Annotated in this window: 13 protein-coding genes, 1 tRNA gene, 2 rRNA genes and 7 pseudogenes (1 of these 23 only partly in view); 10 read left to right on the forward strand and 13 right to left on the reverse strand. The window is 54.8% G+C overall.

Annotated features, from left to right (window positions below; translation table 11 throughout):
• Positions 1-113: 113 nt before the first annotated feature.
• The 3 genes from GLX_RS08705 (at position 114) to GLX_RS08715 (ending at position 3,751) form a co-directional block, all read left to right on the forward strand.
• Positions 114-1,847: a SulP family inorganic anion transporter gene (locus tag GLX_RS08705; RefSeq protein WP_041247757.1), complete on the forward strand. Its 1,734-nt coding sequence runs from the start codon at positions 114-116 to the stop codon at positions 1,845-1,847.
• Positions 1,848-1,939: 92 nt separating this feature from the next.
• The gene (gene cls / locus GLX_RS08710) at positions 1,940-3,385 is read left to right on the forward strand and encodes a cardiolipin synthase (protein WP_041247306.1); all 1,446 of its coding nucleotides are present in this window, start codon (positions 1,940-1,942) and stop codon (positions 3,383-3,385) included.
• Between the two features lie 114 nt (positions 3,386-3,499).
• A complete protein-coding gene (locus GLX_RS08715) occupies positions 3,500-3,751 on the forward strand; it encodes a hypothetical protein (protein ID WP_041247307.1) in 252 nt (83 codons plus the stop codon).
• 125 nt (positions 3,752-3,876) lie between these two features.
• Here GLX_RS08715 and GLX_RS08720 read toward each other — a convergent pair whose 3' ends face one another.
• On the reverse strand, positions 3,877-4,479 hold the full coding sequence (locus GLX_RS08720) for a hypothetical protein (RefSeq protein ID WP_231850313.1): 603 nt from the start codon (positions 4,477-4,479) through the stop codon (positions 3,877-3,879).
• A 295-nt stretch (positions 4,480-4,774) separates the two neighbouring features.
• Positions 4,775-5,532 (reverse strand): IS5 family transposase gene (locus tag GLX_RS17215; protein ID WP_148268520.1). Its coding sequence is split into 2 segments (ribosomal slippage): positions 4,775-5,211 and positions 5,211-5,532, totalling 759 coding nucleotides; the frame shifts between segments, so codons are not numbered across the junction.
• A 96-nt stretch (positions 5,533-5,628) separates the two neighbouring features.
• Here GLX_RS17215 and GLX_RS17220 point away from each other — a divergent pair.
• Both GLX_RS17220 and GLX_RS17225 read left to right on the forward strand, forming a co-directional pair.
• Positions 5,629-6,462, forward strand: a pseudogene (locus GLX_RS17220) (IS5 family transposase).
• A gap of 245 nt (positions 6,463-6,707) precedes the next feature.
• Positions 6,708-8,882, forward strand: a complete 2,175-nt coding sequence (locus tag GLX_RS17225; RefSeq protein ID WP_014105619.1) for a TonB-dependent receptor family protein — start codon at positions 6,708-6,710, stop codon at positions 8,880-8,882.
• Between the two features lie 28 nt (positions 8,883-8,910).
• Here GLX_RS17225 and GLX_RS08735 read toward each other — a convergent pair.
• Positions 8,911-9,280 (reverse strand): annotated as a pseudogene (locus GLX_RS08735) (IS5 family transposase); the annotation flags it as partial.
• A pseudogene (locus tag GLX_RS17230) lies at positions 9,275-10,018 on the reverse strand (IS630 family transposase); the annotation flags it as partial. The pseudogenes GLX_RS08735 and GLX_RS17230, both read right to left, overlap by 6 nt.
• Positions 10,019-10,075: 57 nt before the next feature.
• Here GLX_RS17230 and GLX_RS08750 point away from each other — a divergent pair.
• Positions 10,076-11,299 (forward strand): IS256 family transposase, encoded by a 1,224-nt coding sequence (locus GLX_RS08750; RefSeq protein ID WP_014104109.1) that lies wholly within the window; start codon positions 10,076-10,078, stop codon positions 11,297-11,299.
• Positions 11,300-11,333: 34 nt separating this feature from the next.
• On the opposite strand, the pseudogene GLX_RS08755 reads toward GLX_RS08750, so the two are convergent.
• Positions 11,334-11,648: pseudogene (locus tag GLX_RS08755) on the reverse strand (helix-turn-helix domain-containing protein); the annotation flags it as partial.
• Between the two features lie 95 nt (positions 11,649-11,743).
• Here GLX_RS08755 and GLX_RS18455 point away from each other — a divergent pair.
• The gene (locus GLX_RS18455; RefSeq protein ID WP_041247760.1) at positions 11,744-11,989 is read left to right on the forward strand and encodes a hypothetical protein; all 246 of its coding nucleotides are present in this window, start codon (positions 11,744-11,746) and stop codon (positions 11,987-11,989) included.
• Here the strand turns inward: GLX_RS18455 and tnpC are convergent, their stop codons facing one another.
• From tnpC to tnpA, 3 genes are all read right to left on the reverse strand, one after another.
• Positions 11,990-13,600 (reverse strand): IS66 family transposase, encoded by a 1,611-nt coding sequence (tnpC, locus tag GLX_RS08765; protein WP_007397838.1) that lies wholly within the window; start codon positions 13,598-13,600, stop codon positions 11,990-11,992.
• A 63-nt stretch (positions 13,601-13,663) separates the two neighbouring features.
• The gene (tnpB, locus tag GLX_RS08770) at positions 13,664-14,011 is read right to left on the reverse strand and encodes an IS66 family insertion sequence element accessory protein TnpB (RefSeq protein ID WP_010510701.1); all 348 of its coding nucleotides are present in this window, start codon (positions 14,009-14,011) and stop codon (positions 13,664-13,666) included.
• Entirely contained in the window at positions 14,008-14,367 is a 360-nt protein-coding gene (tnpA, locus tag GLX_RS08775; RefSeq protein WP_007400224.1) for an IS66-like element accessory protein TnpA, read from the reverse strand. Before tnpA ends, tnpB begins: the two co-directional genes overlap by 4 nt.
• 111 nt (positions 14,368-14,478) lie before the next feature.
• Between tnpA and GLX_RS18765 the strand changes: the two are divergent.
• The 3 genes and pseudogenes from GLX_RS18765 to GLX_RS17245 form a co-directional block, all read left to right on the forward strand.
• A pseudogene (locus GLX_RS18765) lies at positions 14,479-14,922 on the forward strand (IS1595 family transposase); the annotation flags it as partial.
• A 298-nt stretch (positions 14,923-15,220) separates the two neighbouring features.
• A complete protein-coding gene (locus tag GLX_RS18620; protein ID WP_167537200.1) occupies positions 15,221-15,385 on the forward strand; it encodes a hypothetical protein in 165 nt (54 codons plus the stop codon).
• A 56-nt stretch (positions 15,386-15,441) separates the two neighbouring features.
• Positions 15,442-16,220, forward strand: a protein-coding gene (locus GLX_RS17245; protein WP_197536207.1) for an IS5 family transposase whose coding sequence is annotated in 2 segments (ribosomal slippage) — positions 15,442-15,772 and positions 15,772-16,220 — 780 coding nt in all. Because the reading frame shifts where the segments join, the coding sequence is not laid out codon by codon here.
• Positions 16,221-16,226: 6 nt separating this feature from the next.
• Here the strand turns inward: GLX_RS17245 and GLX_RS08790 are convergent.
• The 5 genes and pseudogenes from GLX_RS08790 to GLX_RS08805 all read right to left on the reverse strand — a co-directional run.
• A pseudogene (locus tag GLX_RS08790) lies at positions 16,227-17,205 on the reverse strand (IS630 family transposase).
• Positions 17,206-17,228: 23 nt separating this feature from the next.
• Positions 17,229-17,660, reverse strand: a pseudogene (locus GLX_RS18095) (transposase); the annotation flags it as partial.
• 359 nt (positions 17,661-18,019) lie between these two features.
• A tRNA-Met gene (locus tag GLX_RS08795) sits at positions 18,020-18,096 on the reverse strand.
• Positions 18,097-18,116: 20 nt separating this feature from the next.
• Positions 18,117-18,232, reverse strand: a 5S ribosomal RNA gene (rrf, locus tag GLX_RS08800).
• Positions 18,233-18,340: 108 nt separating this feature from the next.
• Positions 18,341-20,777 (reverse strand): 23S ribosomal RNA (locus tag GLX_RS08805); it runs 302 nt beyond the window's last position.

Below are 20,777 nucleotides of genomic sequence, written 5' to 3' on the forward strand. Positions count from 1 at the left end.
CCGGTACCCTGCACGCACCCTTGCCACGGGCAGCCCGTTTGCGGATATGTCCGGCACGAGCAACCGGATGACCCCGGTGGCACGGTACCGCGAAAGGAATGGTGGTAGGCACGATGCAGACCGGGACGAACGATACGCAGCCACACACATGTGCCGGGGCGCCCCCATCGGGCGGCGGGATGCGGGCCCGGATGCGCGATGTCGTGGCGGGCCTATCGCTGGCGTCCATGAACATTCCGCAGGTGCTGGGCTATACCCGCATCGCCGCCATGCCTACTGTAACGGGGCTGTACACCGTATTGCTGCCATTGGTGGCATTTGCCGGATTCGGGGCATCGCGGCACCTTGTGGTGGCGGCGGACTCGGCCACGGCTGCCATCTTTTCCAGTGCACTGGAAAAGATGGCCACGCCGGGAAGCGCTTACTACATGGCGTTGGTCAGCATGGTTGCCCTGCTCAGTGCTGCCTTCCTGCTGGTGGCGCGGCTATTCCGCCTCGGCTTTCTGGCGGACTTCCTCTCCCGTACGGTGCTGGTCGGCTTTCTGGCCGGCGTAGGGGTGCAGGTAGCCCTAGCCATGCTACGCGACATGCTGGGCATCACGGTCACCGCACACAATACCGTGGTGCAACTGGCGCAGATCCTGGTCCACCTGCCACAGGCCAGCCTGCCCACCGTGCTACTTTCCACAGCCGTTGCCAGCGCGATCATAGTGGGGGAACGTCTGGCGCCGCGCGCCCCCCTGCCACTGGCCATGGTCGTGGGCGCGATCGTGGCCAGCGCCACGCTGGGCCTTTCTCACTACGGCATTGCGACCATCGGCCCGATTGAAAGCGGCCTGCCGCGCCTGCACCTGCCGCGCGTGGCGTGGAACGACATGCTGGCACTGCTGCCGGTCGCCACATCGTGCGTGTTTGTCATCATTGCACAAAGTGCGGCAACATCACGCGCCTTTGCCCTGCGCTTCCATGATCCGGTCAATGACAATGCCGACATACTGGGCCTGTGCGCCGCCAACGCGGTGGCGGGGCTGAGCGGGACCTTTACCGTCAATGGCAGCCCGACCCAGACCGCCATGGCGGTGCGCGCGGGCGCGCATAGCCAGTTGGCCCAGGTCACCTTTGCCGGGGTAACGATGCTTGTGCTGCTGTTCCTGACCGGACCGCTACAGTATCTGCCGCGCTGCGTGCTGGCCGCCATCGTCTTTACCGTGGCACTTGGCATGATCGACCTGCGGGCATTGCGTGCCATATGGCGTGAAAGCCCCGGCGAATACGGCCTGGCACTGGTCACGGCGGCCGCCGTGGTGGGCATCGGGGTGGAGCAGGGTATTTTCCTGGCCATTGCGCTCTCGCTATTTCGGCATGTGCGCCATAGTTACGAACCCCACACCATGATCCTGCGCCATGACCCGCATTCCGGCCTGCTGGAACCCTTTGACGTAGCAGCCGGGCAGGAAACGGCACCGGGGCTGGTTGTCTACCGTTTCTGTGCCGACCTGTTCTATGCCAATTCCGCCCGCTTCGGGCGCGATGTGCGATTGCTGGTGGACCATGCACCCACCCCCGTTTCCTGCCTGGTGATTGATGCCAGCGCCATTACCGATATCGACTTTTCCGCCGCCAGCGACCTGCGCGACCTGTTCACCATGCTGCGGCAGGGGGGCACGCATGTCATTTTCGGGCGGGTCAGCCCCTACCTACGCGCCGACATGGACCGCCACCGCATTACTCCCGTGGTGGAGGCGTGCAACATCCATGTCCAACTCCATACCGCCATTGCTGCGGCCCGTACGGCAATGGATGAGCAAGCGCCTATGCCTCTAGCAACCGGCCCGCACACGACATAGGCAACACCGCCGGTCTGGCGGGGACGGTTGTCGCCCCTGCCTCAAGGCGATACGCTGCTTCCTTTCAGGCAAGTGGGACACGGAAACTGGCTATACAATGGGGTTGGGTGGGTGCAACCGCCACCATCGGGTTTCAGATCCTGTTCATCGTGCGGGTACTGCTGCGACCACATCGGCAACCCGCCTCCCGCGTGGCCTGGGTGGCCATTATCGGCTCGCTGCCCATTGTGGGCATGCTGGCCTACCTGCTGCTGGGGGAGACCCATCTCAACTGGCGCATCATGGAGCGCATCCGCCGCGCGATCCAGCAACTGCCCATTCCCGGCAAGACCAGCGAAGCCCTGATCGACGCTGAGCAGGACTTTGGCCTGCACCCTCGCCTGGCCCCGCTGTTCCGGGTGGGGCAGTCCATCAGCGGCTATCCGCCCATGGGCAGCAACCGCGCCAGCCTGATGGCCGATTCGGATGCGGCGATTGATGCGATCGTAGCCGATATTGATGCAGCACAGGCGCATGTGCATATCAGCTTCTATATCTGGCTGGCCGACAATAACGGCATGAAGGTTGTCGCGGCGCTGAAGCGCGCTGCACTACGGGGTATTACGTGCCGGGTCATGGCGGACGACCTTGGCTCCCGCCGACTTGTCCATAGCCGCCACTGGACCGATATGGCAGCCGCAGGCGTGCGCGTGGTACGTGCTCTGCCCATTGGCAACCCGCTGCAACGTCCCTTTCGCGGGCGGTTCGACATGCGCAACCACCGCAAGATCGTGGTGATTGACAGTCGCATTACCTATTGCGGCAGCCAGAACTGCGCCGATGCCGCCTTTCGGGTGAAGGCACGCTTCGCGCCATGGGTTGACCTTGTCGCCCGGTTTGAAGGCCCGATCGTACTGCAGAACCAGCATCTTTTCGCCACCGACTGGACCGCCCATACCAACGAGGACCTGACCCCCCTGCTGGCCCATGCTCCCATACCGGGGGGCGAGGGATTTGTAGCGCAGGTCATTGGAACCAGTGCTGCCGTGCGCTACGCAGCCATGCCCGAAGTGTTCGTCTCCCTCATGAATGCGGCTGCGCGGGAACTGACCATCACCACCCCCTATTACGTACCGGACGAACCCATACAGGCCGCTCTATGCGCCGCCGCCCGGCGAGGCGTGAAAACAACCCTGACCGTGCCCCAGCACAATGATTCATGGATCGTGGCAGGTGCAAGCCGCAGCTATTACCGAGAACTGCTGGAGGCTGGGGTAACCCTGTACGAATATCCGCATGGCCTGCTACATACCAAGGCACTTACGGTGGACGGACACATGACCATGATCGGCTCGGCCAATCTGGACAGACGTAGCTTTGACCTGAATTTTGAAAACAACATCCTGCTCGTGGATCAGACCTTCACCACCACCATCCACGCCCGCCAGCAGAGCTATACCGATGCCTCACGGCCCGTCACGCTGGAGGATGTCCAGCACTGGTCCGCATATCGCGTATTGTGGAACAACGTACTGGCCATGGTAGGGCCGGTATTATAGGCGGCACGGTTTTATGCCATCCCTTGAAAATGATCGGTCCGGTACCGACCTTAGATGTATGATGCCCGCCTGACAGGGCGGGTAGGACCAGAACCGGACAGGACATATTGCATCATGAGCACCGCTGAAAACCTTAGCAAACTGAGTCCTGAAGACATTCAGGAAATTGCCAAGAGCGTTGAAAAATCCCTGCACACGCACAAGGCCGACCTGCACAAGCAGATTGCGGAACATCTGGCGGGGCTGAAGGGTGAGGTCCGCCTGCATGAAAAGAAGATCCCGACCTACTGCAAGGTATTCGGGCTCCTTATCCTTGCTGCCTTCTCGGTCGGCAGCTTCGTGTTTGGCCGCAAATCGGCAGAATAACGCCATCGTCACCCTTATGACCCTGTTCCCTGCCCAACCGGCAGGATGCAGGGCCAGGGAGGTAACGTCACACCACCACTACGAAACAATAACATACACCTGAATAGCGGCAGGCTAGCGCATATCTAGTCGCCTGCTGGGACCATGGCAGGTGCGGCTACAGGTGTAACGGGCACGGATGGTCTCGGGTTCAAGACGGCGGCAGGCTCGGATTCTTCCTTGATCCGGGGTGAATAGAAACCGGAAATCGGTCCGAACGGCCCCTTCCGAACATGTTTCATGGTGGGCAGGGGTTGGCGTATGCAACCGCGCACAACAATGGAACAGACGCCATCCGTACCGATGATCTCATCATCATCGCCACTATAATGCACCTGCGTCACCTTATCATTGTCAAAACGGATATCGGCTACACAGGTCTTTCCCGCACCACCAAGGGCGGTTTCGGTCAGGTTGACGAGCGTCTGTAGCGGGATAAGGGTGGAATCGTTGGTAGAAGGGATATTGAGGGTGCGCGTATACTCGAATATCTGAGTATTATCGTTTAATTTCTTTATCTTGTCTGGAATACCCACACAGGTCTGCACGTCCTCGCTGCTTATGCCGATCATGGTCATCTGGGCACGGTGTGCCGCACGTGAATCCGTATAACCGCATCCCGACAGCCCCATCAGTAGTGCCAGCAGCACGGCCATCCATCCGACACCCCGACGGGTCAGGCCTGCCATTGAGGAACAATCGTGTCTGGAACGATATTGATCAATGATCATGTTTCTCCTGCTACTTGGCGTCTGGGAACACCCCGTCTCATTGCATGAGGGGAGAGAGGGCGCAGCCCATGCTATATGATCCTGCATACCATCTGTACGATTTTTATAAATGGTAACCGTCTGGACAACCGGATTTTTGCTTCGACCCAAACGCAGACACAGGAAAAATGTTGCATACCCACACCGATTGTAGTCCGGGCATGCCTTCAACCCTTATACGATGTGGGGTACCCTAGGTGTTTAGGCTCAGGACTCATAGCCAGAAGATGACGGTTGCAGCGAGACAGATGGCTGAGAAGAAGACGTTCGGGCATCTGTCATAGCGTGTTGCGACCCGCCGCCAGTCCTTGAGGCGGCCGAACATGATTTCGATGCGGTTGCGTCTTTTGTATTTTCGCTTGTCGTATTTGACTGGTTTTCCGCGGGATATTCTTCCCGGAATGCAGGGCCTGATCCCTTTTTCCTCCAGGGCATCCCGGAACCAGTCAGCATCATAACCCCGATCCGCCAGCAACCACTGTGCCATGGGAAGGTTGTCCAGCAGAGCAGAAGCTCCGGTGTAATCACTGATCTGTCCGGCTGTCATAAAGAAGCTCAGCGGTCGTCCGTTCTGATCGGTGACCGCATGCAGCTTGGTGTTCATGCCCCCTTTAGTGCGTCCGATCAGGCGGCCTGGATCCCCTTTTTTAACCGCAGGCTTGAAGCCGTGCGGTGTGCCTTGAGATAGGTCGCATCAATCATAATAGTCTGAGGCTCAGCCTTCGCGGCAGACAGGCCATCCATCATCCGCATGAAAATGCCCATGTCGCCCCAACGCTTCCAACGGTTGTAGAGCGTCTTGTGCGGACCGTATTCCCGGGGCGCATCACGCCAGCGCATACCATTGCGGTTCACAAAAATGATGCCGCTCAGCACGCGGCGGTCATCAACGCGCGGTTTACCATGGCTCTTGGGAAAGAACGGCCGCAGACGCTCCATCTGTTCATCCGTCAGCCAAAACAGGTCACTCATCTTCAGTCTCCTTGCAGAACCTGAAGCAAAATTCCCTACACAAATCAATGGGTCCTGAGCCTAGGGTCTATTAGATCTTAAAATTCTTCCCATATTATAGGGAGGAAAGAAGGAGACGGAACAGGCACTTTTACGAATGAGACATGGGCGATCTGGGAAGAACCTCTGATTGAGGCGGTTCGCTCACGAGGCAAGACGCCGCCCCATGATCCGCGACGCACGATAGCAGCGATTTTCTGGCGCCATGAGAATGGTGCGAAATGGCGGAGCATTCCCGCTGAACTGGGTCCGTGGTGGCGGGCAGCACAGCTTTTCATCCGCTGGGCGAAACCCGGCGTATGGAAACGCCTGTTCGAACGGGTTCAGGAACAACACGGAGTGGCGTTCGGAATGACTTTTCTGGATGGCGCGAACATCAGGGCTCACCATAAAGCGGTGGGAGCCTAAAAAAAGGGGCCTCTTTCGAAGAGCGAGACCATCGTGAAGCACCTGGCCGCCCTCACGGCGGTTACGGCTCGAAAGTCTGCGTGATCGCGGATGGCCATGGCAAAAGCCTTTGGTTTTGCGCTGCCCCCCGGACAGGCTCATGAACTGCCTCTGGCGCCAGCCATACTCGCCATTCCCCTATGGGTCGTGGCGGACAGGGGTTACGCGTCAAACGCCTTTCGTGAACGGATATGGGACATGGGAGCCCGGCCCGCCATTCCTGCGAAACGATGCGATGGGGCGGTCGCCTGCCCAAAATGGGTCTATCGGTGCCGGCATCCCGTTGAGAACCTCCGGGCTCGCCTCACGGGATGGCGCGCTATCGCAACCAGATACGAAAAAACAGCAACGTCGTTCCTCGCGGTCATCCATATCGCTGCCGCCTCAGACTGCGGTCAAGCCATAACGGGCCCTAAACACGTAGAACCCTCCACCTATTTTTGAGTGCCGATTTACATCAATCAAAACGTCATAACCCAAGAAACAGGGTATGGCGGAGAGATATTTCTCCCTATAGTTAAATTTCCGCATATCTATAATTCCGTATTTTATTAACTAAAAACAACGTGTAAATAGTACCACATATGCAACATTTATGTGCAATATAAACATACTACATCATAAGTGGTTTTCTAGTGAAAATATATGCGATATTATTCGTGATATATGAATATCACTAAGGGGATGTCATGCTGATCAGGTATGTGAAGAATAATAGAACAGGAATAATATACATTTCCGTATTCATTATATTTTCTTTCAATTTAGAAACATCTCATGCTGAAGACGAAAAAAATATAAATGAAAATAAACATGATACTGTAGAAAATATTCATGTATCTCGAAAGAGATTAACATCAATTGAAGTTGCAAAAGAAAATTTACGGAAAGTTCCGGGAGGAACAAGCTTTATTGATGCAAAAGATATATTAAAAGGAAGGAATGCAACAAATGCAGATGCATTAGCCTATCAGCCCGGTGTGTTTGCTCAATCTACAAATGGGGGTGACTCAATTCGTATTTCAATACGTGGTTCTGGAATACAAACGGGCGTAAATTATGTGCGTTCAGGAATGACATTCTTATTTGATGGGATACCTTTGACTACACCAACTGGAACTATTTATGAATTATGGGAACCATTAGGCACACGTTATACAGAAGTATATAGAGGAGGGAATGGTTTTGATTTTGGTGCACTTCAACTTGGAGGCGCTATAAATTATGTGACTAATACAGGATACGATTCACGTTTATATCAAGCCCGAGTAGAAGCAGGTAGTTTTGGATATATAAAAGAACAAATTAGTTCGGGTAAAGTTATAGGAAAATCTGACTACTACATAAGCGTAACAAACTCCTACGGAGCGGGATACCAACAAAACACAAAATCCACAAGTTTTGGAGTAAATTTTAATTATGGTTATAAATTTAATGACCGTATAGATAATAGAATTTTTTTCCGTTACCGGCAGGTTGATAATGGTTATCCTGGTTACTTAACGCGTGCACAGATTGCTGCCGATCCTCGGCAAGCAGAAGTGGGCTTTACAGGAACGCAAACCGTAAAGCCGGGAACAAAATTTCTAGCAGATCGCCTTACAATAAAGATTGATGACAAATCAAAAATTATCATTGGTTTTGCTTACTTGGATTCCCCCATGCATCATGAAAATGGGCCAATTGCGAATATTTTTAACTACAAATTTGCAACGGGGACAATAGACTATACACGAACTGATTATCTATATGATCACAAAAGTGATACAAATTTTGGAATTTATACCACAAGTGATTTGAGCGCACAGGAGTCAGACATGGTCAGAATACCTAGCCAAGTTGCGACAAATCCGGCGATGGGGGCTACCGTTAGACATGCTAATTTTATAGGAACAGAAAATTATTTTCATCTTAGTAATACAACTGAGGTATTCCATAATTTTTATATTACAGCAGCAGGAGCATTGGCTTTTATTCAAAAAGGCGGTTCATTAACATACCCTACACAAGACACCTTACACCAGTCATCGGTAAATTTTGCACCACGTGGTGGATTCCGATACGTAATTACACCCTCCTTGCAAATTTATGGAAATGTAACGCGAAGCCTGCAGCCGGCAAATGAATGGCAGCTTTTGAATGGTGCTACATATAGTGCATCTGGAGTTGAGCCATATGCTTCTGGTCCTGCCGCCAATTTGAATGGCAGTTGGGATAATATGCATATGCAACGAGCAACAACATTTGAATTCGGAATTAGTGGAAAAATATTCAATACAAATTGGACAGCAGGATATTATCATTCTTCTGTAAAAAATGAACTTTTAAGTGTTATGACAGCACAATCTGCCAAATATATGACATCTAATTATAACAATGCCAGTCCAACAACACATCAGGGTCTTGAATTTGGTTCTGATACAACGCTATGGCATCATGGAAAAAATAAAATAAAACTTATACAATCGTATACATATTCTGATTTTCGTTATAATCATGACGTTATGTTTAGGCACAATTATCTGCCCGGAATACCAAAGCACTTTTATCAAGGTACGATTCATTTAGACCTTGCTAATGGGATATATGCAGCTTTTAGCACGCAGGTCTCGTCGTCAGTTTATGCGTCATACGATAATCAAGCCAAGGCTGCGCCCTATCATATATTTAATGTAACCTTTGGTTATAAGTTTCCTGGCAAAAATAAAGATATAGATGTCTATATCTCTGGAAATAATTTAACAAACACGCATTATGCTTCGGCAGTTATACCAGCCTATACAGCAACAAATCATGATGCTGCGGCAGAAACGCCAGGAGCTGGAGCGGGCGTATTTGCAGGAGTTGATTTCGGTATGAACTAATATTTTTTATTTCCGCTATGGCGTGTCGTCAGTTAAACAGGATGATGATTGAGGCGAACTGCACGGCTGCAAGGAAGGTCGATTTCAGTTTATCGTAGCGGGTTGCGATAGCGCGAAACGGCTTGAGTTTATTGAAGAACCTCTCAACAAGGTTCCGTTCGCGGTAGAGAGAAAAATCGGTTTTCCGTCGTGTCGTTCTGTTGCGTTCTGGCGGGATGATCGGGGTAATCCCGCGCTGTATCAGCCGATCGATCAACCTGTCCGCGTCATACGCCCTGTCAGCAAGGAAAGCATCCGGGTCGATGTTTTCCAGAAGGGGTTCCGCCTGGGTTATATTCGGCATCCTGTCACGGTGTGATGCCGAGTTCCACCGGATTGCCCAAAGCGTCGCAGAGAGACTGACCTGTATGATCCCACTTTCTGAGACTGATGGATCGGATGGTTTCCGGCAGATCGGCAAGGTTGTTCCAGGCGGAACAGGCGGCATCGATGATGTGCTTGATGCCGTCAAAGACGGTATTGGACAACCAGTTGGCACGTAGGAACTGCCAGATATTCTCGACCGGGTTCAGTTCGGGAGCACGGGACGGCAGGAAGATCAGGCTGACATTGTGGGGCATTTTGAGCCTGGGCGTAGTATGCCATCCGGCGCGATCGAGCAAGACAACCGCGTGGACGTTTCGTGCCACGCAACGCGAGATTTCCTCGATATGCAGTTGCAGGCTGGCCGTGCCGGTGAATGGAAGCGCCAAGCCAGCGGCCTTGCCGCGCGCCGGGCAGATCGCCCCGAACAGCCAGGCATTGTCGTAGCGCTGGTTGGCCGGCTGGCGTGGCCGCGTGCCGCGTCGGGCTCATTGCCGGACGATGCCGTTCTTCTGGCCGATCCGGGCCTCGTCCTGGAACCAGATCTCGATCGGCTTTCCCTTTGGCAGATGGCGATGTGGGCGCTCGGGATGCGAGGGAAGTTTTTTGAATGCCTCCATGACGGCAGGATCCTGCCCCGGATGACGCGGCCGGGCGCTGACATGGGAAAAACCAGGCCGTTTCAGCAGGGTGGATACGTGACGCTCATGATAGGTGACACCGAAGCGCTCTTCAATCACGCGTTGCAGATCGACGCGGCGCCAGCGCACCAGGGACTATCCTGAATTTTGTGCGGTGCGGTGATAATCTGCTCGAAGAGGAGCCCCCGCATGAGCATTGATAAAGATCTTCTGGACCGTCTGATGGAAGGTCGTTCACCGGGCGACCTGTTTGGCAAAAGCGGCATACTCTCGGAATTGACGAAGGCTCTGGCGGAGCGGGCGCTCAACACGGAGATGACACTTCATCTTGATGAGGAGCGCGCCGATGGCGCCTCTGCTGAGGATAATCAGCCGCCCAACCGCAGAAACGGCAATAGCCAGAAGACCGTGACGACACAGAGCGGCAAGGTTGTTCTGGATATTCCCCGGGATCGGAACGGTACGTTTGATCCGATGTTGATTGCAAAGTATCAGCGTCGCTTTCCCGAGTTCGACCGCAAGATCATCAGCATGTATGCCCGAGGTCTGACAACCCGCGAAATCCAGGGGCATATTGAAGAAATCTATGGCGTTGAGGCCTCCCCGAGCCTCATTTCCGCGATTACCGACGCCGTGATGGAGGAGGTCGCCGCCTGGCAGAACCGTCCGCTGGAACCCTGCTACCCGATCGTCTTCATGGACGCGATCCGGGTCAATATCCGCAGTGATGGGACTGTCTCGAACAAGGCTGTCTTCGTGGCGCTCGCGATCCTGCCTGACGGCACACGGGACGTTCTGGGGCTGTGGTTCCAGGCGAATGAAGGGGCCAAATTCTGGGCCAAGGTCCTCAGCGACCTGCGCAATCGGGGTGTGCAGGACATCCTGATCGCCGTAGTCGACGGGCTGAAGGGCTTTCCGCAGGCCATTGAGGCGGTCTTCCCCAGAACCCGCATTCAGACGTGTATCGTTCATCTGCTGCGTCATTCCATGAGCTTTGCCAGCTACAAGGACCGCAAGGCCATCGCCACAGCTCTCAAGGCAATCTATACAGCAGTGGACGCCACAGAGGCCGAGGCAGCCCTCGGCGGGTTCGAAGAAAGCGATCTGGGCAGACAATACCCGGCCATCGCGCCCAGTTGGCGCAGGGCATGGAATGAGGTCATTCCGTTCCTCGATTATCCTCCAGAAGTGCGCAGGTTGATTTACACAACAAATGCCATTGAGGCCCTGAACTCAAAGATCCGTCGTGCCGTGCGCACCCGCGGCCATTTCCCCAGTGAAGAGGCCGCAGCAAAATTGATTTACCTGGCGCTCAATGCTACCTCAGCACAGTGGAAGCGCTCAGTGCGCGAATGGTACGCTGTCAGATGCCAGCTCGCTATCATGTTCGATGATCGTTTCCCAATGGCCTGAAAAAATGGCACCGCACAAAATTCTACACAGTCTCGCGCACCACGCCATCGCGCTGCCGATCCGGACCCGCCTCGACCAGAGCCTTCAATTCGGCCTGTCGGGCGGCATTCAGACTGCAGGCCGGCCCCGCGTGCTGATGGTCGCGCAGGCCATCGGGCCCTCCGGTATTGAAACGGTGAACCCAGTCTCGCAATGTCTGGCGGTCCATGCCCCCTACGCGGGCTGCATCGGTGCGGTTTGCCGCCAGGGCCAGAAGCCGGCGCGCAGTGTTCGCATGCCGACTGCGCGCCGCAAGCCGCCTCAATTCAGAGGCCGAATAGTCATCCCGTAGCTTCACCGCCCTCGTCATCAGCCAGGTTCTTCCGCAGCAAGAGAAACAGAGCCAACTCCATTCGTCTCTTCACATACGAGTCAGGGGCTACATCCTTTGGTATGATATATCATATGAAAGCACGTCGTCGCAGTCGGCTGACTGTCAGCACCCAAAAACGCCTTCTGGAGCACTTCGTTGCGGGCATGCCCGCCCGGAGCGCCGCCGAACCTGTAGGCGCCAATCGTAATACAGAGACCCTGTATTCCCAGAAATTACGAGAGATCATCGCGGAACAGATTGCTCATGAGGCACCGATCTCGGGTGAAATCGAAGTCGACGAGAGCTATTCCGTAACCGGCCGCTCTGGGCCGCCTTGATTATGCGGCCTGTCTGTGCAGTGTATTCACGGGTTTCCAGTTCCATGGCAACAGTTCGTGGAGCCGGTTGATCTTGTGCTCGTTGATACGGGCCAGGACGTCGGCGAGGTAATCGTGCGGATTAAGCCGGGAGAGTTTTGCGCTTTCGATAAGCGTCATGGCATCAGCGATGTTGTCGCCCCCGGTGTCGGATCCGGCAAAGAGATAATTTTTTCGCCCCACGCATACGGGCCGTATGGCGCGTTCGGCAGGATTGTTGTCGATGGCGACACGACCATCTTCGAGGAACAGGGTAAAGGCCTTCCACCGGTTGAGCGCATAACGGATCGCTTTTGCCAGTTCCCCCTTTCCAGGGATACGGGCAAGCTGTGTTTCGCACCATGCGTGGAATGCTGTGACACGGGGGCGGCTTTGTTCCTGTCGGACAGCCAGACGATACGGGGCCGGGTGTCCGGTGATCTGGCGCTCGATATCGTAGAGCTCTCCGATCTGTTCAAGTGCTTCCCTTGCGATTGTCGAATCACTGCCCTTCCAGACATCATGGAAGGCCCGGCGGAGATGAGCCCAGCAGGCCGCTTCGCGCACGTGCACGGTTCCTGTTGCGTCTGGTTTATACAGATCCCTGAACCCGGCGTAGGCGTCAGCCTGCAGAATGCCCCGGAACTGTGCCAGATGGGTCTGGGGATTGATCCCCTTGCGATCGGGAGAGAACCAGTAGGCCACGGCGGGCGGATCACTCCCTCCCCATGGGCGGGGATCGCGCAGATAGCTCCAGATCCGCCCTTCCTTCACGCCCCGGGGTTTGCCAGCCTGACGCAGACGGGGGTCAAGAACCTGGATGGGTGTATCATCAGCATGTAGCAGGTCTGCCTTTACGACATCCTGACGGATCAGATCTGTCAGAGGACGCAGAACGGCAACGGCCTGACCACACCAGTCGATCAGGGTTGAACGGGGAATGTCCACACCCTGACGGGCAAAGATCTCATTCTGACGATAAAGCGGAATGTGGTCATCGAATTTCGAGACCAGGATATGGGCTAAAAGCCCGGTGCCAGCCATCCCCCGTGGGACAGGGCGCGACGGTGCTTCAGGCTGCACCAGTGTTTCGCAGTGACGGCAGGATTTCTTCAGCCGTGCCGTTTCGACAACTTTCAGTTTTGCCGCAATAAAGTCCAGTATTTCGGTGACATCTTCGCCTACAAGACGCAGGGGACCGCCACAGGCAGGACAGGCCTCACCTGGGTCGAGAACAATACGCTCCCGTGGTGTCGTGTCAGAAACCTTTGGTTTGCCACGCTGCCGTGGGGGAGAGAGTGCATCATCGCTGACATCATGCTCCCTGATATCAGGAGAAGGATCGGCTGCCGCGATGGCGATTTTTACATCTTCAAGGAGCAGTTCGAGTTGTTCAATCTCACGGTCTATCTTTTCTGAACTGGCCCCGAATTTCTGTTTCTGAAGACGTGCGATCCGGATTTTGAGAGACTGGACAAGAGCTTCATACGCACGGGCTGACGCAGAAAGCCGAGCCACTTCGGTCTGCAGGGAAACAATCATTTCCCTCAGGGTATCCGGATCATCAGGCAGGACCGCAGGTGCAGACGTCATTATGAAAAAATAGCAGAAAACCTAAGAAAATTCAAAATGTTCTGCACTCTCACGCCATAAAAATCAGGCCACGCGAGACGGTGGTGCAGACCAGGAAGGGCGTCTCCACTCCATGCCTTCCCACAGCATGGCCATCTGTGCTGTCGTCAGGCGTGCAACGCCCTCTGCCGGAGACGGCCATGGAAAACGTCCCTTCTCAAGCACCTTGTAATAAAGACAGAACCCCTGACCGTCCCACATCAGAAGCTTGATCCTGTCCCCACGGCGACCACGAAAGGCAAAGAGCGCCCCTGATGTCGGGTTCTGACGCAGCACGTCCTGTGCCAGTGCTGCCAGACCCGATATGCCCTTGCGCATATCGGTCACCCCGCAGGCCAGATAGACACGCACGCCGTTGCCCACGCCAATCATGCCGTCTCCGCAATCCGGATGACCCGGGCCAGAAGATCTTCGGCAGGATGTCCCGTCACCCTGATACTACGGCCATTGCGCAGCACTATGGCCAGTTCGTCAGGATCACCGCCAGATGCCACAGCAGGTGTCGTCACTGAAGCAACAGGAACAAACGCCACAGACTGATCTGGGGAAGATAGTCTTTGACGGAATGACGTCCGCCATTGGTAAAGATGTTGGCGGGTCAGGTCATGTCGACGTGCCACATCCGATACACTTGCTCCATCCACACCAACTTCAGCCAGTATCGCCAGCTTCCGTTCATCCGACCAGCGGCGGCGGCGTTCAACGCCAATCAGGATTTCCTGGGTCATTCTTACCTCTCAAATGACGTCAATAACGACGTCGTTAACGACGTCGTTAACGACGGTAAGTTACCAGTCACAATCCTCAATCATAAGGCGGCCTCAAACGGCCGGTTACGCTATTCCGGTGGACATCGCAAAGGAAAACGGGGCCGGGGCACTGCCGGAAAAGTGGCCGTCTTTGGCCTGCTGAAACGACATGACCGTGTCCATGCCGTCATGATTCCTGACGCTGGACATCAAACACTGATGTCGATCATTCGAAATAAAGTACAGCCGGATTCAATCGTTTACAGCGATTCCTGGCATGCTTACGACAAGCTGGATGTCTCGGAATTTCATCACGAACGCATTCCCCACAGCAGGCATCTTGCCCTGGGCAGAAACCATATCAACGGTATCGAGAATTTCTGGAGTCAGGCGAAGCGGCATCTGCGGCAATACAATGGAATACCACGCAAGGACTTCCATCTATTCCTGGCCGAGTACGAGTGGCGCTTCAACATCCGCTCACCTGCAAAACTTCTGAAAACTCTCACTCAATGGGCTAAACTGCCCACGTGAACCGTCGCAAACAATGCTTACCTATGCCAGCCCCAAACTCTTTTTTCCATAAAAGCCTGAAATCATAAGCCGGACACATCAATCAACGATTCTTCGATCCCTCTATTTTATTTCACATGGTTTATATCAATATCATATATCTTGCGCTGTAAACTGTGCTACATTTTAAATCGCAGAAAAAAAGCGAATACTTTACATACCTATTGACAGAAGATCGTGTTCTTTTTAAGGCGCACTATTGCGGCACCGGTGCCCGAATTCAGAAATTTTCCCTACCATCCATTTGAAGGCCAAGGTCATGGCGTTTGATAGTATTGTCCTGTCAGATACGGTGCATCAGCATGATGACCGTCCTGTGCGTTCGGACATTCCCACTGTACACAGCCCGGTTAGGGGCATTATATTCGGTCTTGCGTTGAGTGTGCCGTTCTGGGTGCTCGTGGCCTTTCTGCTCCTGAGCTAGGGCCTGTTATGCCTTGAATGACGGAACGGATTGCATAGCTGTTTATGATGAGCATGATGCAGTCTGCCTTTTCCGATACCGCATGGTCCGTCTGGGAGCCTTTGATCGAGGAAGTCCGTCCGAAGGGCAAGACCCCACCAAAGAACCTTCGACGGACGATATCCGCGATTTTCTGGCGCCATCAGAACGGCGCGAAGTGGCGTGCCTTACCATCAGAGTTTGGTCCCTGGTGGATTGCTGCACAGTTGTTCATTCGATGGTCGAAGCCCGGTGTGTGGCAGCGCCTCTTTGAAAAGGTCAAAGACAGGGATCAAGACCTCGGCATGGTCTTTCTTGATGGCACGACAATCCGTGCCCATCATAAGGCGGCCGGAGCGGCTAAAAAAGAGGGCATAGAGAACGCCGAAAGGATCGTGAGGCTTTTGGCCGCTCACGTGGAGGGTTTGGCACCAAGGTCTGCGTAGCTGCGGACAGTCATGGCAGGGCACTGTCCTTTACGCTGGCACCCGGACAGGCACATGAATTACCGTGTGCCTATGCCCTGCTTGACGCTCTGCCATACCCACTAATCTATGTCGTCTGTGATCGTGGGTATGCCTCACATAAATTTCGTGAAGATCTTTGGAACCGTGGATCTCGTCCTGTCATCCCGCCAAGGAAGAATGATCCGGAAGTCGCTTGTCCCAAATGGGCTTACAGACACCGGCATCTGGTCGAAAACCTGTGGGCAAGACTCAAGGAGTGGCGGGCTGTCGCGACCCGATATGAGAAAACCGCCGCATCCTGCCTCTCCGTCATCCTCATCGCTGCTACAGCAGATTATATCAAGGTCTAACAGGCCCTAGTGTCCTGATTCTGAAGTTTTGCTGATTTTGGTAGTACGGAGGCAGAATCGCTTGACGGCCTGTAGGATGTCGTCAGCGGACCTGGTCCATTTGAAGGGCTTGGGCTGTTCGTTATGAGCGACGATGACAGCCCTGATGTCGGCCTCCAGGGCCTCGGTCGAACGGTGAATGCTGTGCCTGATCTGCTTTTCAGTGACGAGAGCAAAAAACCGCTTTACCTGATTGATCCACGAGGCCCCGGTCGGCGTAAAATGAACATGCCAGCGCGGGCGCCCGGCCAACCAGTCACGAATCAGCTTCGTCTTGTGGGTGGCATAGTTATCCATCACCAGATGGATATCGAGGTCAGTCGGCACATTGGTTTCGATCTGGTCGAGGAATTTGCGGAATTCCATGGATCGGTGCTTCGGAGAGCACTTTCCAATGATGGGGCCGGTGGCAATGTCGAGAGCGGCAAACAGCGAGGTTGTGCCGTGGCGGGTATAGTCGTGTGTCCGCCGCTCGATCTTACCGGGCCGCATCGGCAGCATGGGCTGGCTACAACCCGAACGCTTTCCATATTCGATGGATCGTTGACGGTGCATACCCCACGGCCTGCACCATCGAGCGCAGTGACCAATGCGTGGCATCGCGCGGGGTTTCTTCCAGTGTCCTGCGGATCGTCTCCGCGATCTCCTCGTCGCCGATCGAGCGCGGCGTCCCGGGGCGTGGTTCATCGTAAAGCCCCTCCAGACGGTCCACCGCGAACCGTCGGCGCCATTTGCCAACCGTGTTGATGTCCTCGCCCGTCAGGTCACGGATCGCCCTGTTCTCATGCTCATCGGCTGCGGCAAGGACAATACGGGCTCGCCGCGCAAGCGCCTGACCCGTATTGCGCGCCCTTGCCAGAGACTCCAGTTCCTGACGCTCTAATGCCGTCAGTTCGATCAGGACACTGGCAGCCTGTCGGGTTGGGCATTTTGCGACTGATAACACCGAGGCTGACCCGGCTTATGCTGCGTGAGCCGCGCCATTTTTTTGCAGTTGTATGCAAGAACGACAAGGGTCCATTTGGTCGTGACTTTCGCAAGGCTGCGCAGACTGAATCTTCTGAATCCCATGATACTTTTGATAATTCCAAAGACCGGTTCAACGGTCTATTTTCGTAGTCTGTAAACATCTCCGGCTTCTGTGGTTTCCAGCCTGTCCTTCATGGCAGGCCGCCAGGGTTCGGTTATCCGGCGTGGCTCCCTGTTTTCAGGAGGTGGCCGGAGATCATATGACCTGCGGGCGCAAGGCCGCCCAATGGCGACCAGCGGATCAATGCCCTTTTCCCGTAGTTTCCGGACCGCCTGCCCGCTGGCGTAACCGATGTCGGCGAGCACTGTCTTTGGGAGACCGATCATGTTTTCCATCGACAGCACGGTGCTGGCAAAGGATGGCGCGTCCGCTCAGGCGGCAGAAGATACGGCTGAGACCGGTCAAACGGGATGAAGCTGCTCATCTCACCACCTTACAACCTCACCCCGTCACAGGGTACTTCAACCCGACAGGCTGCTAGCCATTAGCGCGCTCATAATCGGAGGCGTAGCGGTTGCTCGCGTACTCAATGATGACGAGCTTTCCCGTGACCTCTTAAAGTCGTACCGTAAATTTGTGGAAGCTTTCATCTGACCGCAAAGCGACGAAGATTTGGTGCTCTCGGGACGATTCCAGACGATTTGATTCCTATATGATTCCAGTTGGTGTTCTGGAACGCCAAAAGGCGGCTTGCGCCGCCTTTTAAGTCATTGATTTTATTTGGAATTCATGGTTGCGGGGGCAGGATTTGAACCTGCGGCCTTCAGGTTATGAGCCTGACGAGCTACCGGGCTGCTCCACCCCGCGATTGTAGGGGAGACTGGAAGACCTGGCGGCGACCGACTTTCCCGTGCCTTAAGGCACAGTATCATGGGCGCTGGGGCATTTCACGGCCGAGTTCGGGATGGGATCGGGTGGATCATTCCCCGCCATTGCCACCAGGTCATCTAGTCTCCCCGGTATGGGGAGGGATGTGGATGGGTTGGTGTTTTTGTTAGGTGTTGAGAGTGGATGACTGCTGTGCATGTGTGTTGCCCTTTATGGGGGCTATGGAATGAGCCTATTGGGCGATTAGGACCAGTTAGCTGCACGCATTACTGCGCTTCCACACCTGGCCTATTGACGTGATGGTCTATCACGGCCCTTGGGGAGACCTTGTTTTGAGGTGGGTTTCCCGCTTAGATGCTTTCAGCGGTTATCCCGTCCACACTTAGCTACCCGGCTGTGCCGCTGGCGCGACAACCGGTGCACCAGAGGTATGTTCATCCCGGTCCTCTCGTACTAGGGACAAATCCTCTCAAGTCTCCAACACCCACGGCAGATAGGGACCGAACTGTCTCACGACGTTCTAAACCCAGCTCACGTACCACTTTAATCGGCGAACAGCCGAACCCTTGGGACCTGCTCCAGCCCCAGGATGTGATGAGCCGACATCGAGGTGCCAAACCTCCCCGTCGATGTGGACTCTTGGGGGAGATCAGCCTGTTATCCCTAGAGTACCTTTTATCCGTTGAGCGATGGCCCTTCCACGCGGGACCACCGGATCACTATGGCCGACTTTCGTCTCTGATCGAGCTGTCACTCTCACAGTCAGGCGGGCTTATGCCATTGCACTCGACAGCCGGTTTCCGACCGGCCTGAGCCCACCATCGCGCGCCTCCGTTACACTTTGGGAGGCGACCGCCCCAGTCAAACTGCCCACCATGCAGGGTCCCGGACCTGGCTAACAGGCCTCGGTTAGACATCAGAAACAGTCAGGGTGGTATTTCAAGGATGGCTCCACCGGAACTGGCGCCCCGGTTTCAAAGCCTCCCACCTATCCTACACAGAATGTCTCTGATGCCACTGCAAAGCTGCAGTAAAGGTTCATAGGGTCTTTCCGTCTGACCGCGGGTACCCCGCATCTTCACGGGGAATTCAATTTCGCTGAGCCGATGCTGGAGACAGCGGGGAAGTCGTTACGCCATTCGTGCAGGTCGGAACTTACCCGACAAGGAATTTCGCTACCTTAGGACCGTTATAGTTACGGCCGCCGTTTACCGGGGCTTCAATTCAGTGCTTGCACACCTCCTCTTAACCTTCCGGCACCGGGCAGGCGTCAGGCCGTATACGTCGTCTCTCGACTTCGCACAGCCCTGTGTTTTTACTAAACAGTCGCTACCCCCTGGTCTGTGCCACCCGCCGATGGTTGCCCACTGACGGGTCTTGCTTATCCCGAAGTTACGCAAGTAATTTGCCTAGTTCCTTCAGCATCGTTCTCTCAAGCGCCTTGGTATTCTCTACCAGTCCACCTGTGTCGGTTTCGGGTACGGTCTATATGCCAGAGCTATTTCCTGGAATACGCCAAAAGCCGGATCAATCCGATAAGACCCGACAACATATTGTATTCGTCACTTCTGGCAGGCCCGGGAATATTTGCCCGGTTTCCATCGACTACGGCTTTCGCCCTCGCCTTAGGGGCCGGCTCACCCTGCGCGGATTAACCTTGCGCAGGAACCCTTGGACTTTCGGCGACAGTGTTTCTCGCACTGTTTGTCGCTACTCATGTCAGCATTCGCACTTCCGATATCTCCAGAGAGGGTCACCCCGTCTCCTTCACAGACCTACGGAACGCTCCGCTACCGCGCATTCATAGAATGCACCCACAGCTTCGGCACGTGGCTTGAGCCCCGTTACATTTTCGGCGCAGGGTTTCTAATAGACCAGTGAGCTATTACGCTTTCTTTAAAGGATGGCTGCTTCTAAGCCAACCTCCTGGTTGTTTTGGAATCCCCACATCCTTTCCCACTTAGCCACGATTTGGGGGCCTTAGCTGGTGGTCTGGGCTGTTTCCCTCTCGACAATGGACCTTAGCACCCACTGTCTGTCTGCCTGGCTCATACTTCCGGGTATTCGGAGTTTGGTTAGGTTTGGTAAGGCTTTGGGCCCCCCTAGCCCATCCAGTGCTCTACCCCCCGGGGTAATACCAGACGGTCTACCTCAATAGATTTCGCGGAGAACCAGCTATTTCCGAGTTTGATTGGCCTTTCACCCCTAGCCACAGCTCATCCCCGACTTTTTCAACAGGCGTGGGTTCGGCCCTCCAGTGCGTGTTACCGCACCTTCAGCCTGGCCATGGCTAGATCACTCGGTTTCGGGTCTTCTGCCAGCAACTCGTCGCCCTATTCAGACTCGCTTTCGCTACGCCTACACCTAACGGCTTAAGCTTGCTGCAAACAGAAACTCGCTGACCCATTATACAAAAGGTACGCCGTCACCCCATAAGAGGCTCCGACTGCTTGTAGGCATTCGGTTTCAGGTCTCTTTCACTCCCCTCGTCGGGGTGCTTTTCACCTTTCCCTCACGGTACTTGTTCACTATCGGTCACCAGGGAGTATTTAGGCTTGGAGGGTGGTCCCCCCATGTTCAGACAGGATTTCACGTGTCCCGCCCTACTCAAGGATCACTGTGGACACTACGCATACGGGGCTATCACCCGCTCTGGCCGG

Origin of the sequence: Komagataeibacter medellinensis NBRC 3288, from assembly GCF_000182745.2 — a bacterium.
GTDB classification, from domain to species: Bacteria; Pseudomonadota; Alphaproteobacteria; order Acetobacterales; family Acetobacteraceae; genus Komagataeibacter; species Komagataeibacter medellinensis.